Annotated in this window: 14 protein-coding genes; all 14 read right to left on the reverse strand. The window is 58.4% G+C overall.

The window, feature by feature from the left end; all coding sequences use genetic code 11:
* Window positions 1-38: 38 nt before the first annotated feature.
* The 14 genes from CGLUCO_RS06775 to gmk all read right to left on the reverse strand — a co-directional run bounded on the left by CGLUCO_RS06775 (window position 39) and on the right by gmk (window position 16,205).
* Window positions 39-626, reverse strand: a complete 588-nt coding sequence (locus tag CGLUCO_RS06775; protein WP_005389953.1) for a PH domain-containing protein — start codon at window positions 624-626, stop codon at window positions 39-41.
* A 30-nt stretch (window positions 627-656) separates the two neighbouring features.
* Window positions 657-1,145 carry a 6,7-dimethyl-8-ribityllumazine synthase gene (gene ribH / locus CGLUCO_RS06780; protein WP_005389951.1) on the reverse strand — a complete coding sequence of 163 codons (489 nt, stop codon included), beginning with the start codon at window positions 1,143-1,145 and terminating at the stop codon, window positions 657-659.
* Between the two features lie 115 nt (window positions 1,146-1,260).
* Entirely contained in the window at window positions 1,261-2,556 is a 1,296-nt protein-coding gene (locus CGLUCO_RS06785) for a bifunctional 3,4-dihydroxy-2-butanone-4-phosphate synthase/GTP cyclohydrolase II (RefSeq protein WP_005389949.1), read from the reverse strand.
* Between the two features lies 1 nt (window position 2,557).
* On the reverse strand, window positions 2,558-3,205 hold the full coding sequence (locus CGLUCO_RS06790) for a riboflavin synthase (protein WP_084036317.1): 648 nt from the start codon (window positions 3,203-3,205) through the stop codon (window positions 2,558-2,560).
* On the reverse strand, window positions 3,187-4,242 hold the full coding sequence (gene ribD, locus CGLUCO_RS06795) for a bifunctional diaminohydroxyphosphoribosylaminopyrimidine deaminase/5-amino-6-(5-phosphoribosylamino)uracil reductase RibD (RefSeq protein WP_331252790.1): 1,056 nt from the start codon (window positions 4,240-4,242) through the stop codon (window positions 3,187-3,189). The genes CGLUCO_RS06790 and ribD overlap by 19 nt, the downstream gene beginning before the upstream one ends.
* Window positions 4,239-4,904: a ribulose-phosphate 3-epimerase gene (gene rpe / locus CGLUCO_RS06800; RefSeq protein ID WP_034989055.1), complete on the reverse strand. Its 666-nt coding sequence runs from the start codon at window positions 4,902-4,904 to the stop codon at window positions 4,239-4,241. The genes ribD and rpe overlap by 4 nt, the downstream gene beginning before the upstream one ends.
* Window positions 4,905-5,154: 250 nt before the next feature.
* Window positions 5,155-7,017, reverse strand: coding sequence for an RsmB/NOP family class I SAM-dependent RNA methyltransferase (locus tag CGLUCO_RS06805; RefSeq protein WP_084036316.1), 1,863 nt, complete (start codon window positions 7,015-7,017; stop codon window positions 5,155-5,157).
* Window positions 7,018-7,032: 15 nt separating this feature from the next.
* Window positions 7,033-7,995, reverse strand: a complete 963-nt coding sequence (gene fmt, locus CGLUCO_RS06810) for a methionyl-tRNA formyltransferase (protein ID WP_005394057.1) — start codon at window positions 7,993-7,995, stop codon at window positions 7,033-7,035.
* A gap of 59 nt (window positions 7,996-8,054) precedes the next feature.
* Window positions 8,055-8,588, reverse strand: coding sequence for a peptide deformylase (def, locus tag CGLUCO_RS06815; protein ID WP_005389936.1), 534 nt, complete (start codon window positions 8,586-8,588; stop codon window positions 8,055-8,057).
* Window positions 8,589-8,839: 251 nt separating this feature from the next.
* On the reverse strand, window positions 8,840-11,509 hold the full coding sequence (locus CGLUCO_RS06820) for a primosomal protein N' (RefSeq protein WP_084036315.1): 2,670 nt from the start codon (window positions 11,507-11,509) through the stop codon (window positions 8,840-8,842).
* A 6-nt stretch (window positions 11,510-11,515) separates the two neighbouring features.
* The gene (metK, locus tag CGLUCO_RS06825) at window positions 11,516-12,721 is read right to left on the reverse strand and encodes a methionine adenosyltransferase (RefSeq protein WP_005394060.1); all 1,206 of its coding nucleotides are present in this window, start codon (window positions 12,719-12,721) and stop codon (window positions 11,516-11,518) included.
* Between the two features lie 412 nt (window positions 12,722-13,133).
* The gene (gene coaBC, locus CGLUCO_RS06830; RefSeq protein ID WP_084036314.1) at window positions 13,134-14,438 is read right to left on the reverse strand and encodes a bifunctional phosphopantothenoylcysteine decarboxylase/phosphopantothenate--cysteine ligase CoaBC; all 1,305 of its coding nucleotides are present in this window, start codon (window positions 14,436-14,438) and stop codon (window positions 13,134-13,136) included.
* Window positions 14,439-15,194: 756 nt separating this feature from the next.
* On the reverse strand, window positions 15,195-15,473 hold the full coding sequence (rpoZ, locus tag CGLUCO_RS06835; RefSeq protein WP_034988997.1) for a DNA-directed RNA polymerase subunit omega: 279 nt from the start codon (window positions 15,471-15,473) through the stop codon (window positions 15,195-15,197).
* 156 nt (window positions 15,474-15,629) lie between these two features.
* Window positions 15,630-16,205, reverse strand: a complete 576-nt coding sequence (gmk, locus tag CGLUCO_RS06840; RefSeq protein ID WP_005389930.1) for a guanylate kinase — start codon at window positions 16,203-16,205, stop codon at window positions 15,630-15,632.
* Between the last annotated feature and the right edge of the window lie 9 nt (window positions 16,206-16,214).

Consider the following 16,214-nt stretch of genomic DNA (forward strand, 5'->3'; position numbering starts at 1 on the left):
CGCCACGCAGCAGATAGGTGGCGTGGAGGAAACATCGCTTACTCGTCTGGCATGTATGCGTTCTCAAGCTCGCGGAACTCGTGCACTTTGCGCACCACATGTTCACCGTCTCCGGCTTGAAAAGCCAGCATGGAAACGAACTCAAATTCCGGAAGCTCGAGCCGAGCCCACCTGTCGCCCTTAGGAAACGCGAGGCCGTACACGATCTGCCACGGATAAAACCGCGTCCCGAGGAAGTTACGAACCTCCACGCCATCTTCATTGGCACGAACGCGCGGCCGGCGGATGAGGAGGCACAGGAACAGACCAATGATCCCGATACCGATAAAAGCGAGGTCATCAGCCACGGAAAGGGCAGCACCGTTTTCGTCCATGCCCACGGCAACCGTCATGAATGCCGCACCAAGCACAACAATGACCATCGCGACGATCATGACCTTGGTCAAGTACGGTGAGCGAACCTCGAACTTCCACGGTTTAGAAGAAGAGATGGTGGGGTCAAGCGCCACCATGCGTGTGATCTCTTGCTCATCCGCCGGATTCTGCGTGCTCTCTCCTGGTGTAGGAGCGTTCACCGCTTCACCCGCCGACTGCTGATCTTTTGGTGCTTCTTGTTCACTCATCATTATCTCCTCTGCTGCCTGTACTCCTCGGCACTATTTCCAGCTGCCAGCGTCTTTGACAATCTTCCGCAGCGTGAGCGCTGTGTGCAGCGCCGCAAACATCGCATCCGCGCCTTTATCTTCGCTTGCACCTTCCACACCCGAGCGCTCCCGCGCTTGCTCAAGCGTGTTGGTCGTGAGGACTCCGTTGCCGATCGGAGTCCCCGTGTCCAAGGCAATGCGGGTCAGCCCTTCGGTGACAGAGTCGCACACATAGTCAAAGTGCGGTGTTCCTCCCTTTACCACGCAGCCGGTTGCTACAACTGCGTCGAAGTGTTGAGCCAGCTTGGCCACCACTACAGGGATTTCAAGTGCGCCAACAACGCGCACGTCGTATACGCGCGCACCGAGTTCTTTCGCCTTAGCCACGGCGTGGGCATGGAGGATGTCGGTTATCTCCTCGTTCCACGTCGAGGAGACCACAGCAACGGCTAAACCCGTCGCATCGATGCTGCCAAACGTCGGCAACCCTGCTCCGGACATATCTACACTTCCTTTGTTTTATTGTTCGACCCAACCGTCGCTGCTGGGCACGGATACAGAGAAACTATACCAATGGATGATGCGAAGGCCGCACGCGATCCGCGGAGCCTCCGTCTTATTGCTCAGGGGTGCGGTTGCTGTGGAGTGCCTCAACAAAGGACTCGTGGGTGTGGGCAAACTCATCGAGCTCAGGCAGCTGGTGCCCCATGCGATCACGTTTGGTTTCCAGATACCGGTAGTTATCTTCACTCACTTCAACGGAAATCGGAACACGGCCGACGATATCAATCCCGTATCCGTCCAGCCCGACGCGCTTCGACGGATTGTTGGTTATCAGCCTCAGGCTTTTCACGCCCAGATCCGCCAAAATCTGGGCACCGGTTCCGTATTCACGTGCGTCTGCCGGGAAACCAAGTGCGAGGTTCGCATCTACCGTGTCGGCCCCTTCATCCTGTAGCTGATAAGCCTTCAGCTTGGCAAGGAGCCCGATCCCGCGCCCCTCATGTCCACGCATGTACAGCAGGATGCCACGCCCCTCATCCTGAATCTTCTTCAGCGCGGCGTGGAGCTGCTGCCCGCAGTCGCAACGCCGCGAGCCAAACACATCGCCTGTCAAGCATTCGGAGTGCACGCGAACGAGGATGTTCTCGCCATCGCCTATCTCCCCTGCCACGAGCGCGACGTGTTCCACACCGTCGACAAGCGAGGTGTAGCCGTATGCCTTGAACTGTCCGTACTCGGTGGGAAGCCGGGTCTCTGCTACCCGCTCCACTAGCTTCTCGTGCGCGCGACGCCACTCGATGAGCTGCGCGATGGAGATCAGCTTCAAACCGTGCGTGTCTGCAAAGCGACGAAGTTCCGGCAAGCGAGCCATGTCGGTCGGATCGTCCTCGGACACGACCTCACACAACACACCGGCTGGCCGCAGCCCAGCAAGACGAGCGAGATCGATCGCAGCCTCCGTATGGCCTGCCCGAACGAGCACCCCACCTTCCCGTGCGCGCAGTGGGGCCACGTGACCCGGTCGGGTGAAATCATCCGGAGTAGAGGTCGCACTCGCAAGCCGTCGAACCGTCTCACAGCGCGACATCGCCGAAATACCGGTCGATCCCGTGGCCGCGTCTACGGTCACGGTGTAGGCAGTGCCGCGCACGTCCTGGTTGTTCTGAACCATCGGCGGAAGCTGCAGTCGATCGCAGTCTGCTCCAGTGAGCGGGGCGCAGACGTAGCCCGACGAGTACCGGACAAGGAACCCCATAAGCTCAGGGGTGGCTTTCTCTGCGGCAAAGATGATGTCGCCCTCGTTCTCGCGATCTTCGTCGTCAACGACAACGACGGGCTTGCCTGCGGCAATCTCTGCAATGGCCTCGTCAACGGTATCGAGTTTTACGCTTTCAGTCACCTTGTTCACCTTAGTCTGTCATGCGTGCGTAACCCGTGTCGGGTGTCAGCATCTTTTCCACGTACTTCGCAATCACGTCTACCTCGATGTTGACGCTGTCCCCCGGTTCCAACGTACCGAGATTCGTGTCACGGAGTGTCGTCGGAATAAGTGACACCTCGAACCACGCGTCCGAAGTGTTCCCCTCGGTCAACGTCCCTGTCGCGCTAACTCCCGAAACGGTCAAGGATGTGCCGTTGACACAGATGGATCCCTTTTCCACCACGTACCTGGACAAAGCTGCAGGCAAGGTGAAGCGGAAAACCTCCCAGTGGCTTCCTGGAGTCCGTTGTAGCAGAGTGGCAACGCCATCGACGTGTCCCTGAACAAGGTGGCCACCAAGGCGTGAACCCAGTTCAGCAGCGCGCTCGAGGTTAACGGGACTTCTCTCACTGAGCGCGCCCAAATTCGAGCGGTCGAGGGATTCTTTCATCACGTCTGCTTGAAAGCTCTCGTCGGTGAATGCGGTCACAGTTAAGCACACGCCATTGACGGAGATGGAATCGCCGGTGTGCACGCCGTCGAGCACTGTGTCCGCGTTGACAGTGAGAATAACGGAATCGTCGGCGGCTTCGAGCCTAGCGATGTGCCCGACTTCTTCTACAAGCCCTGTAAACAACTGCCGTGCCTTTCTAGGACGATGAGGACATCGTCGCCAAGATTGATCGTGTCGGTGCGGCTGAACCGCTTTATGTCTTGTATGGAGGTGCCCCATCCCGTGGAGATGAGGGGGATTCCCGCGCCGAGTACCGCCGACGCAACGTAAGAATGAATGGTATCGACAAGGTCGTTGGTAAACAAAGTGGACAACACGCCAGGACCACCCTCCACGAGGATGTCGTTGTACGGCAGCTGCACGAGCTCTTCCAGAGTGTCCACTTGAATGAACCCGGTCTCATAGAGGTGGTAATCCCGTGGCACCGGGCGCGAGCCGAAAACGATCTTGTCCGGCTGGTTTTCGTACAGGCTCCCGTCCTCCCGACGGGCTGTGAGTGAAGGGTTATCGGCGAGAGCGGTCCCTGTACCCACGAGGATGGCATCCCGCCTGGATCGATCCCTATGAGCGTAGGCGCGTGCCGTTTCTCCGGTGATCCATTGGCTCGTTCCGTCCAAAGCAGCAGCATACCCATCGATGGTGTGAGCAACTTTCACGGTGAACATGGGTCGGTGGTTCCGCTGTGCAAACAACCACGGAGTCAGCGCACCGACGGCGACAGGGAGATACTCCACCTCTACTCCGTGGCTTTTGAGGTAGTCGCCTCCCCCGGCTGCTTCAGGGGTCGATGTATCTGGGGTGAGGTATACCACCGTCGCGATACCCGCCTCGACGAGTGCGTGTGAGCACGGGCCTGTACGGCCAGTGTGGTTGCACGGCTCGAGGGTAACGTACGCTGTTGCCCCGCGCGCATCCTCACCGGCAGCTCGCAGTGCCATGATTTCTGCGTGTGGCCCGCCAACGCGCTGGGTGGAGCCGGTGGCGATGACTCTGCCATTTTTGACAAGCGCGCACCCAACAGCGGGGTTTGGACGCGCTCGTCCAACTGCCTCCTCACCTGCTGTGATGGCTGCGTCCACTCCCAGGCGATGGTGTTCGGGGATCCGTGGTGTGGGGGGATCTCCCCCGGGAATCGAGGTTAGTGGTCCTCTCGCGGTCACAGGGTTGCAAGCTCCTTCAGCTTGTCGACGGCTGCGTGGGGATCATCCTTCCCGAACACCGCGGAACCAGCCACGAAAGCATCGCAGCCAGCCTCGGCAGCCTTCGTGATCGTGCCCTCTCCTACACCCCCGTCGATTTCGATCAGGGTCCTCAGCCCCTTCTTGTCGATGTACTCACGGAGTGTGCGCACCTTGTCGAGCATGTCGGGCATGAACTTTTGCCCGCCGAAGCCGGGCTCGACACTCATCACGAGCACGAGGTCGGCGATATCAACAAGGTCGAGGTAATCCTCGATGGGGGTACCGGGTTTAACAGAGAATCCGGCGCGGACACCTTTCTCGCGTAGAGCAACGAGAAGTGGGCGCGGGTCATCGGTAGCCTCGACGTGGAAGATGACGCAATCCGCACCGGCTTCGATGTAGTTGTCGACCCACTTTTCTGGCTCCTCGATCATGAGGTGAACGTCAAGAATTTGGTCGGTCACCTCGTTGACGGCCTTCGTCACATCGGCACCGAAGGAAAGGTTGGGGACGAAGTGTCCATCCATGATATCGACGTGGATCCAGCCGGCGTTATCGACCTTGGCGATATCTTCTCCCAGAGCTGCGTAGTTCGCAGCCAGAATCGACGGGGCAATAATGGGACGAGTAGGTAGTGTCATGCCACCAATACTAGCCACGTTGCAGATTCCGGTGGCTAAGTACCAGAACCCATCTCCCCAGTTGCGGGGTATCCGGGGTACGGAGTCCTTCGCCGTCCCAAAACGAAAGGAGCGCTCCTGTTGCGAGCGCCCCTCCCACGAACCAACCTGCTCCATGTTGCACATCGAGCAGATCGGCCCCATCCAGCAGATCCGCCCCATCAGGCAGATCGGCCCGATCTGGCCTTTAGGTTCGTTTTATTCTAGCTACCTATTCGGCTTTCTTGCGCAGCACGGCAAAGAACATCGAATCCGTGCCATGGCGATACGTCCACATCTGCACAGATTTCTCGCGTCCCACGTTGTCCATCGGGGCAACGAGCGGATGTGCGTCTAGTTCCTCTACGGGAAGAGTGACCAGGGCCTTGTCAACGATCTCGCGCGTCTCGCGCAGATCGGGTGAGCACGTGGAGTACACCACAACGCCTCCTGGCTTGCACCGAGACACTCCGGCCTCCAGGAGTTCGTACTGGAGCGCGGTGAGCTCCTCGATGTCGCTCTCGTCCTTCGTCCAGCGCGATTCCTGGCGACGACGCAGGGAACCCAACCCGGAACAGGGAGCATCGACGAGCACTCGATCAAAGCTGGAGCCGACGTCAACAGTTCGGCCGTCACCAACCACGACGGTGACGGGCAAGCCCTCCGTCGCCTTCCGGATGAGATCACCACGGTGCGGTGCAATCTCTACGGCGGTCACCGTGGCCCCATCAATCGCAGCGAGAGAACCGATCATCGTCGCCTTGCCACCGGGACCCGCGCACAGGTCGAGCCACCGGCCAGCATCGTTGTCTACATCGACGCGCACGAGCGCCGCGCCGATGAGTTGCGATCCCTCATCCTGGATAAATGCGAGCTTTTCCTGGACAGGTTCGATGTCTGCGGGGTTGCCGCCTTCGAGGTAAACCGCGTACGGCGAGTAGGCCCCTTCCTCGCCTCCTGTAATCAACGCCAGTTCGTCAGCGGAAATCTCCCCCGGCTTCGCCGCCAGGTGAACGATTGGCCGCGTGGAATCTGCTTCCAAGGCCTTTGCGAGTTCGTCGAAAAGAATGGTGGAAGAACCAGTAGAGGGTTCAGCGGAAGGATCAGTAGAGGGGTCGGAGCGGGCAGCGGAGGCATCAGCACGCGCCCCATCTGCAGATGACTCAGTACCCACCCCATTTGCGGATGGGACGGCACCGCTAGGAGCGGATAGCGTTGCTAGATAACTACGCGCGATCCATTCCGGGTGACCGGTACGGAACGCCAGCTGAGCCAGTTTCCCCTCCGGTGCCAGTTCTTCGATCCACTGCTCAAGGGGCTTCTTTTGCACCGCCCGCAGGATCGCATTGACAAACCCTTTTACCCTCTGGGGCACGAGTCGAACGGACGTATCCACAGCAGCGTGATCCTCGACCCGGGTGTACAGGAGTTGGTAGATACCCATGCGCAGTGCGTTGAGAACGATGGGATCAAGCTCGCTCATGGGACGACTGGAGCAGCTGCCGATGATCTCGTCTAGGACACCGACCATCCGCATGGTGCCGTAGCCAATCTCGGTAGCAAAAGCGGCATCTCTGCCACTCAACCCGGCCTCCGTAATTTCCCGCGGCAAGGCGATGTTTCCGTAGGCACCGTCGTTAAACACCGCACCGAGAGCCGAGAGCGTAATCAGGCGTGGGGTGTCAACGTCGGGTACCTCGAATGATGCGTCCTGGCCACGTGACCGGCCGCCGCCTCGCCTATCATTCCGCTCGCCGCGTCGCCGGTCGTTACCGCCACGCGGACGGTCATTTCTACCTCCGCCTCTCCGGCCGTTGCGTCCGCCACCTCTGTGGTCACTTCGGTTGTTGTCCCGCTGGTTGATCCGGCCACGATTTCCTCCGCCACCGTTCTTTTCGCCTGCAGGCCCCTTCTGCTCCTGCGCCTGCGCATCATCCAGATTTCCGGCATGACGCTTGCCGCCGACACTGATACGTCCACGCTGCTCGGGATGCTGGCCATCAGCACCCCTGTTTGCTTCGCTACGGGGCTCCCGCTTGGAACCCGTGCTCGCCGTCGATGCCTTCTTACTGCGAGACCTAAATCCACCACTCATCGCTTGCGCTCCGTCCTACTTCCACACGATTCCGTCTTGTTGTTGAACTCCCCGGCCCCACGATGGAGCATCCATCATCTTCTTCCCCGGAGCCTGCACAGTAGACAGTGCCACTGCAACGGAACCTGTACCGACAAACACATTGTTCTTCTCAATTCGAACCTCCCCTGGTGAGAGGCTGACCTGCGATGAAGGCGGCAAGGATGATGTTGGGGCTTGCGTACACGGCAGCGGTGAAACCGGGCCGAGTTTTACTTTCGCGCCGTCCCACTGCGTCCATGCACCGGGTGCAGGTGTGAACGCCCTGATCCTGCGGTCGATTACATCCGCTGACTCTTCCCAGTCTATGCGGGCGGTATCTTTATCGAGCTTGTGGGCGTACGTTGCTTCGCCTTCCTGGGGAACGGGAACAACCGCGCCCTGCTCCAGGTCCGTCAGTGTTTGAACCAAGAGATCCGCACCTTCGTAGGCAAGTCGAGTCAGCAGGTCATCGGCCGTGTCATCGGCTGTGATGGCGGTTGTGACTGTGGACAGGACGGGGCCAGTGTCCAGGCCGGCATCGATGCGGAAGATTGTAGCTCCCGTCTGGTCGTCTCCTGCGGCGACTGCTGCCTGCACGGGTGCTGCTCCACGCCAACGGGGTAACAGGGAGTAGTGAACGTTGACGAATCCGTGTTCCGGGATGTCCAACAGCTCTTCGGGAATGAGATTGCCGTAGGCGATGACCGGGACACAGTCAGGGGCGAGCTCCTTGAGCAAAGTAACAAAACTCTTATTACCCCGCAGGGTTTCAGGTTTGTACACCGGCAGGCCGTGTTTGTCTGCACATTCCGCCACGGGAGAAGGATGCAGAGTCCGTCCGCGCCCGCGCCGTGCGTCGGGTCGCGTGACCACTCCGATCACCTCGTGGTCTGAAGCTATCAGCCTTTCCAGCGTTGCGACAGCCGGTTCCGGAGTGCCAGCAAAAAGGATCCTCATTTACTTATTTCTCTTTCCATGATGTGTGCAACGGGGGTCACCTGCGGGGCGCTGTCCTGTTAATTATTGCTCAAGAACCACTCGGAGTTACGGATCTCTTTCATGGCTTCCTTACGGCGCTCTTTAGTCAGGCGCTTGATAAAAAGAACACCGTCAAGGTGATCGGTCTCGTGCTGAATGCATCGAGCCAGAAGCCCCGTGGCTTCGAAGTCAACGTTGTCACCATTTTCATCCAACCCTGTAACATGCACGTTCATATAACGCTCGGTATCCGCGTATACGTCAGGAATGGAAAGGCACCCCTCTTGCCCGAGTTGCATTTCTTCACCGACTGGTTCCCAAACCGGGTTGATGATGGCACCACGCTTGTACTCCCGATCAGGGTTGGGATCTGAGTCGTCTACCGGGCAGTCGTACACAAACACTCGCTGGAGGACACCAACCTGATTTGCGGCAAGACCTACGCCACCAGCGCTGTCCATCGTCTCAAGCATGTCGGACACCAGTGTCTTGGTGGAGGCGGTTACCTCATCGACGGGCTCAGCTTCAGATACGAGAACAGGGTCTCCCATTAAGCGCAGTTTCCTGATCATATCGTTCCAGTCTTCCCTTTCTCTTTTGCTTTCTATCGCACACCACAGGTCCGTTACTCTATCTCGAGTATGTCTCGAGCAAGCCTCGAGCATGTTTCTAGGATGGCTCTAGCGATCCTCTCGTGTGGCTCACGGCGGTTTCACTACCCACAAAGCAGCGTCTCTGGGGCATTTTACGTCTTCGCGCTGGTCAAGTCTAAAGCACTAATCGATGTGAGGCTAAGGACGAACTGCTGAGCATGACCTAAGCACTAACCGATGTGCAGCGGATCGACGTGAACGCGCATTCTCGTCCGGTTCGCTAGCGCGCTATTCAAAGCTCGTGCACGACGCAAGGCACTCCCCAGCTCCGAGCGGGGACCGAGCGGGCTGCGGATGAGGATCCGCTGAGGAATTCCCCACTCGCCGGTATCGTATTCCGCCGGCATCCGGATACCGACCGGCAAATCAACCGGACCGAGGATCTCCGACTGCTCCGGTAGTTCGGCCTCCTCGACAAATTGAGAAATCGTCTCCATCGGGCCGTCAATGGCCGCCATATGCACAGTCGGGGGAAAAGCAACCTCCGCACGACTGGCTAGTTCCCGTTCAGCCGCACCCGTCATATTCCATTGAAGAAAAGAACGTACAACTGCAAGTGAAGGCTCAGCCATGATAACCACGCGCCCATCGAGCCGCACTCGTGCTGCTACCTCGGCCCACTGAGCGATCGCCTCCTCGTGAGCACGCAGATCAGCACGCGACAGTACCGACCAGGTATCCAAAATCAGTGCTGCGCCGAACCCTTCTTCTGCACGGGGCTCGGCACCCGGGGTGGCGACAACGATGCGCGGACCGCTGTCGACATCGTCAATGATGTGGTCACTCGAGGAGCTGATTACTGGCACGTTTCGGAACGCCCGACCTAGTTCCTCTGCAGTCCGGTCGCTTCCGCGCACAACAGCTCGTAACCTCGGCGAACCGCATTCCAGGCACCTGTGGTTAGCGGCAGGTTTTCCACACCACCCACAAAACGGTGGGGCCTGGTTATCACCCTGTTTGAGGCGCAGCGGGCCGTTGCAATACCGGCAACGGGCAGGGGCACGGCAATCCTGACAGGCCAGTGTGGGAATGTAGCCTGCTCGTGGCACAGAAACCAACACGGGTAGCTCACGGCCCAGGGCTTCACGGGCTGCGGCGAAAGCCAGCGACGGAATGCGTGCGTTTACGGCCACTGGATTTCGATCGAAGGCCGATGCCTGGTCACCCACTGCCTCAATGCGCGGGCGACGTTGCTCAATCACTCCTCGCGGAGCTTCCAGGGAATGCATCCATCCAGAGGAAACAAAAAGCTGCGTTTCCGCTGTCCGCGAGTACCCGCCGATGATGAGTGGTACCTTTTCCACCGTCGAACGAGTAGTCAATATCTCTCGCGCATGGCAGTACGGGGCTCGAGGATCGGCAAGCGAATCATCCCCATCGAACATGCACACGATGAGGCCGAGGTTATGAACGGGCGCATAGGCCGCTGACCGGGTTCCTACAACAATACGTGCCTGACCTGACAGAATGGAAAGGAAGCGCCTGTAACGTGCCTGATGCCCGAGTGAAGCCTCCAGTGTGACAAATTGCCGCGGCGAGATGTTCGTACGCAGCTGCGCGTCGATTCGCGCGACATCGCGTGCATCCGGAACGACGATGAGAACACCACCACCATCGATCGCTACTTTCGTCGCCAGCGCTGCCACGGGCTCTTCCCATTTCTCGCCGGGGAGAACTTGCCATGCAGCGCGTGGAACGGCTGCTGGACGATCAGCCGTGCTGGCATTGCTACCGGCATTGGCACAGGCGCCAACACCACCTTCGGAATGAGCACCTGCGTCCTTGCTCGTATCCCTGCTGGGAGCATTGGTACTTGGCGCGTCACCGTGTTCTTCATCGGAATAGTCCGGCACAGAGGCAGAAACCGAGGGGCGCTTATCAGCCCAGGACTGAACTCCGTGGGCATTGGCTTCCGGATGTTCGGTGAGAACATCGTCTTCATCCACCGGGGTGCCTGTCGATGGCGTAACGCGGTCCCCAAAAATGCTCTCTCCATCCTTAGCCCCTATGCGGGCATGAGTATCCTCAGCTCCTGTCTGCGCATGTGTTTCTCCGGAATCAGCTGGTTGAGGAATGACCCTCGGCGGGTGTTGTTTTTGCTTCCACGAATCTGGAGCGCGCCGCTTACCTTTTTTCTTTTTCGCGGACTTACCGGACTCTTCGTCGGCGGGGTCGGTGGCCACCGGCTCTTCCTGCACCAACCGCAGCACAGGACGGGACGTGGTTTGAGTGTCGCTGTTGGTTGCGCTCCCATCATCTTTGGCTTCTCCTTGCACCACGGAGAGTCTCGGGGGGGACGTTTCCGGGCGTTTCGCAATCTCTAACCACGTGTCTATGACGTGCGGACGTGGCTGTTCCCCCACCCGAGCAATAATCGCGTCGACGAGGGACGGCCCGAACCGGTAGCTCGTCCACCCCGACAGATCTGGCTCACTCGGGGTCCCCAAATCCTCCCAGGGGGTGGAGAAATCGGCCTTTTCTGCGCCGGCATGCCGAGTAGGGATAGCAGCGCGGAGAATATCCGACCGAATGCCTGCATAGCGGTCTGCCAGCATTTCGACTGTACGAGCGATCGCCGGGGTGAGGACCGGTGCCGGGGAGATGACCCGGTCGATATAGCTGAGCTTCCCCGAGTGCTCGCTGGATGATGCACGGGCGTACACCAGGGCGTCGACAAGCCTGCCAGAGAACCGGATGCGCACCCGACAGCCGATGAGAACCTGCTCGTCAAAAGCGGCGGGCACATAGTAGTCAAAAAGACGGTCGAGGTGTGGCAGCCCCAGCAACGGCAAAACCCGCGCCACCGGCTGGTGAGGAGCGGGGACGCGGGCGACTGGCATGTTTGCCTATGTTAGCAGGGCTGTGCGGAGATCATCGACCTTATTGGTGTGTTCCCAGGGCAGATCGATATCCGTGCGGCCGAAGTGACCGTACGCAGCCGTCTGTGCGTAAATCGGCCGGAGCAGATCCAGATCGCGGATGATTGCTGCCGGACGTAGATCGAAGACCTTGCTCACGGCACCCTGAATGAGGTCATTGGTGAGCCCGTGCTTAGCGGTGCCGAACGTCTCTACGTACAGCCCCACCGGGTGGGCGCGACCGATTGCGTATGCAACCTGGACCTCACAGCGATCCGCAAGATCAGCAGCCACGATATTCTTTGCTACCCAGCGCATTGCGTAGGCACCAGAACGGTCCACTTTCGAGGGATCCTTGCCGGAGAACGCACCACCACCGTGGCGAGCCATGCCACCGTAGGTGTCAACGATGATTTTGCGGCCTGTGAGTCCCGCGTCGCCCATTGGGCCGCCGACGGTGAAGGACCCGGAGGGGTTGATCAGGACGGTGAGCTCCTCGGTGATGAGATTGTCCAAGCCCATGTCTGCGATGACAGACTTAATAACGTGCTCCCGCATCTGCTCCGCAAGCCAGTCCTGTGTGATCTCAGGGTCATGCTGCGTGGAGATAACGACCGTGTCGAGGTACTTCGGTGTCGCTCCGTCCTCCTCATATGCGAAGGTAACCTGCGTCTTTCCGTCAGGGCGGAGATGGGGCACGATACCCTGCTTGCGCACCTCCGTCAGGCGGCGGGCGAGGCGGTGTGCAAGTGCGATGGGAAGGGGCATCAGCTCCGGTGTCTCATTGGAAGCGTAACCAAACATGAGCCCCTGATCGCCGGCGCCGCTCTGGTCCAAGTCGTCCTCAACGGCACCGGAACGAGCCTCGTGAGAGGTATCCACACCGTCGCCGATTTCCTTTGACTGTTCACCGATCGCCACGGTCACACCACAGGTGGTGCCGTCGAAGCCGACCTCGGAGGACGTGAAGCCAATTTCCTTCAGCTTCTCGCGTACGAGCTGTGGAATCTCCACGTAACCCGATGTCCGCACCTCTCCCACAACGTGGACAAGCCCGGTGGTGACAACGGTCTCAACGGCGACGCGCGAGTGTGGATCCTCGCGCAGCATCGCGTCGAGAATAGTGTCAGAGATGGCATCACAAATCTTATCTGGATGTCCTTCAGTGACAGACTCACTAGTAAAAAGTCTCACGTAAAACTCGATTCTTCCTTGGAATACTTGGTCGGCTTACCGTCTCTCACGGATGTTCAATTCTTGCGGCTTTTCCGCCGATCATCCAGCACTTTTATGTGCGGTGCTGGCACTAGCGTACACCCGCATGCCACCGCCTGTTCTTCCTCACCCAGAGACGTGCCGGCCTGCGGGTCGAAACAAAACAGACTGCGGGCACGAGCCTGCGGAGTTGTGCCACAGATGCTCCTTTGCGGTCGAGGTGGGATCCACAGCTCCACAGCTCGGTGCACCACAACCTTCATTTCGTTGAGCCGCATCCACATTCGGAGCAAGGCATCTGCAAATTTTACACGCACCAAAACACACGATCATCCAGCAGAAGCCAAACGGGAAGCGGTCACTTTCACCTACCTAAGATAGACCAAGCGGTCTATACATGCAAATGATGCGGCGCAAGTGTTGCCACAGCATCGAGAATCTGCCCGGCGACAACGTACTTCGATGCCGTTTCAATTTCCTTGTACCCTCCGGCTTTATCAATCAACCAGCCCGAATTGGACGAAGAGCCAAACGTCTTGTTTCGACCAACCTCGTTGCACATAAGCAGGTCGCATCCTTTTCGCTTCGTCTTCGCTAGACCGTGCTCCAAGGGTGTGTGAGTGGAATCGCCAGTTTCGGCGGCGAAACCTACGAGGATCTGATGATCCCGCTGCTCAACCAGGCCACGGAGGATATCCGGGTTCTCGGTCATCTCAAGCGACGACAAATTCCTTTCCGCTTCCGACCCCTTTTTCATCTTCGTTTCAGATTCCGATGCTGGCCTGTAATCGGCAACCGCAGCCGCCATAATGATGACATCGGAACGAGACATATTCTCCTCCATTGCTGCCTTGAGTTCCCGCGCCGATCGGACGTGCACCATCGTTGCGGTCAGCGGGTCGGGCAAGGCTTCTGTGCTTGCAGCAACAACTGTTACCTTGGCCCCACGTTGCGCCGCAACCTCGGCTAATGCGAACCCCTGCTTACCCGAGGACCGGTTGCCAATGTAGCGGACGGGGTCTAGATCCTCCCTTGTCCCTCCGGCACTGATAAGCACACGAATCCCCTCCAGGTTGCGATGAAATTCCACACCGCCAAGCCGTGCCAGAGCGAGCTGTTCGATCTGCTGCGGCTCCGGGAGTCTTCCTGCACCAGAATCCGGGCCTGTCAGACGCCCGATAGCAGGATCGAGAACCGTCACTCCGTGGTCGCGGAGCAGCGACACGTTCTCCTGAACAGCTTTATTCCTCCACATTTCTGTGTGCATAGCCGGAGCCACGACGATTGGGCACGTCGCGACAAGACACGTTGCCGTGAGAAGATCATCGGCTCGCCCGTGCGCAAGCCGAGAAAGAAAATCTGCCGTGGCAGGGACGATGACAACCAGATCAGCATTTTGCCCTAACGAGACGTGTCGGACCTCGTCTACGGCTTCAAAGACTGAGGTCGTTACTGGATTCCCGCTAAGCGCCTCAAAGGTGACTTTACCTACGAAGTTCAAAGCATTCGGAGTGGGAACTACTGTAACATTGTGTCCCATCTTGGTGAAGTCCCGAATCACCTGGCATGCCTTGTAGGCGGCAATGCCACCGGTAACCCCGACAATAATGTTTGCGGGTGTGGGCAGCGATTCCTGCCCGTCCCTGTGCACGGCTGACGTTGACACGAACTCACCTTTCAATAACGCACCAAACATGCAAAGGAATCCTCTGAAGAGGTTCCGTCACCACCTCGATGCTGATAGGACGCTAGGACCATGGCGCAGCAATGGCACCATGCTTTCCTACCTACCTTACTTTGTCCTCTCTGCTCCTGTGCTGCGAGACTGATCCTTCCTCGACACCCTTAATGAACGTCTTTCTGCCTGAACCACGGGTGTCGCCATTTGCGGGATCGACGAACTAGACTCAGTTCCCAGCTTGCATATCCACGCCTTTAAGTGAGTGAGCACGTGGTGGCGGTTCCAAACGTCGCTCGTGTGGAGCAACGAAAAAGGCCGGCAACCGATATTGCGAATTACCGCCCGCGACAAACCGTGCAAAAGCCTCAGCAGATCGAAGCTGGAAGCAGATCGAAGCTGGAGAAATCGGGGCCCTTGGGGCTGTGAGATCGGGGGCTCTGAGGCCCTGAGACTGTGGGGAGCTCTTGGCGAGCCTAAAGCGCATTCATCTGCGTCCCATTAGGTGAAGGAAATCCTCCGCACGGAGAAACCTCCAGCCGAAATACGCTGGTCAGCCCTCGCGCACAAACGCGAAATATGTTCAATTGGCTAAAGAAGCTAGACATGGCGCACGGGTCCACGGTGCAGCCAACCCCCTGCTTTTGTTCCCTCACTTCGATATCCGTCCTCGGGAGTGGAAAAGCAAAAAGACCGCTACGCATAAACGCGTAGCGGCTGCTTCAATGAGGGATGGAACCCGGCTCAACTGGACATCCAACTGAGCGACGAGGTTTAACCTTCCTCGTGATCCAGGAGCCCCTGGTTAATCTCACGCAGAGCAATTGACAGTGGTTTCTCGCCCGGCTCCGGAGGAACCAGTGGGCCGACGTACTCGAAAACGCTATCGCCAGTCTGCTGATTGTAGCTGTTGATCTGACGGGCACGCTTTGCCGCAAAAATCGCGAGAGCATACTTGGAGGAAACCTTCTCCAAGAGCTCGTCAATCGGCGGATCGGTAATACCTGTCGGCGGATCGAAAACCGCCTTGTTCTCTGAATTATCAGTCACCACGTGTACTCCACATTCCTCTAGCTTGTTTTCTCCGACAGTCAACCGACAAGTTCTTACCCGGTCGCGTCGGCGAAGGTCGCAATTCCCAGCAATTATAGTAGATGGCGAGGCGCGACCCAAGTTAACCGGCCATTTTCATCTAGATTGCCGGTCACATCATTTTTGTCCAAGAAGAATCTCGGTCAGTGCTGCAACGGCGTCATCAACGTCCTTGTTCACCACCACAATATCGAATTCATCCTGCGCAGCGAGTTCTGTCCGAGCCGTTTCCAGCCTCCGTTTCACCACGTCGTCGGTCTCTGTGCCACGCCCTTTAAGCCTTTCTACCAGTTCCTCCCAGCTAGGAGGAGCGAGGAAAACGTGAACGGCTTCGGGCGTAGACTTCCGGATCGACCGCGCACCGGCCAGATCGACCTCTACAAGGACGGGTCGACCGGCGCTAACTGCTTCAGCAACAGGCTGCCGGGGGGTTCCGGAGCGCTGCAGCCCTCCATGGATATCCGCCCATTCAAGCATTTCACCGTTGTCGATGTGCTGCTGAAACTCATCAGGTGTGACAAAAAAGTAATCCCGACCATTTACTTCTCCAGGACGCGGGGAACGCGTTGTCATAGAGACGGAAAAGTAAAGGTTGGGAACTTCTTCACGGAGCCGACTGACTACGGTGGACTTCCCCACCGCCGAGGGGCCAGCTAGAACAACAAGCCGCCCCTGACGATTTTGGTCAGTCATGTACCGGTT

Origin of the sequence: Corynebacterium glucuronolyticum DSM 44120 (assembly GCF_030440595.1) — a bacterium.
GTDB classification, from domain to species: Bacteria; Actinomycetota; Actinomycetes; order Mycobacteriales; family Mycobacteriaceae; genus Corynebacterium; species Corynebacterium glucuronolyticum.

Excerpts from the sequence above, each read along its gene's own strand:
- rpe (WP_034989055.1), bottom strand. The coding sequence starts at position 4,904 with ATGACACTACCTACTCGTCCCATTATTGCCCCGTCGATTCTGGCTGCG.
- CGLUCO_RS06820 (WP_084036315.1), bottom strand. The coding sequence starts at position 11,509 with ATGCCAGTCGCCCGCGTCCCCGCTCCTCACCAGCCGGTGGCGCGGGTT.
- coaBC (WP_084036314.1), bottom strand. The coding sequence starts at position 14,438 with ATGTTTGGTGCGTTATTGAAAGGTGAGTTCGTGTCAACGTCAGCCGTG.
- fmt (WP_005394057.1), bottom strand. The coding sequence starts at position 7,995 with ATGAGGATCCTTTTTGCTGGCACTCCGGAACCGGCTGTCGCAACGCTG.
- def (WP_005389936.1), bottom strand. The coding sequence starts at position 8,588 with ATGATCAGGAAACTGCGCTTAATGGGAGACCCTGTTCTCGTATCTGAA.
- gmk (WP_005389930.1), bottom strand. The coding sequence starts at position 16,205 with ATGACTGACCAAAATCGTCAGGGGCGGCTTGTTGTTCTAGCTGGCCCC.
- CGLUCO_RS06805 (WP_084036316.1), bottom strand. The coding sequence starts at position 7,017 with ATGAGTGGTGGATTTAGGTCTCGCAGTAAGAAGGCATCGACGGCGAGC.
- ribH (WP_005389951.1), bottom strand. The coding sequence starts at position 1,145 with ATGTCCGGAGCAGGGTTGCCGACGTTTGGCAGCATCGATGCGACGGGT.
- CGLUCO_RS06775 (WP_005389953.1), bottom strand. The coding sequence starts at position 626 with ATGATGAGTGAACAAGAAGCACCAAAAGATCAGCAGTCGGCGGGTGAA.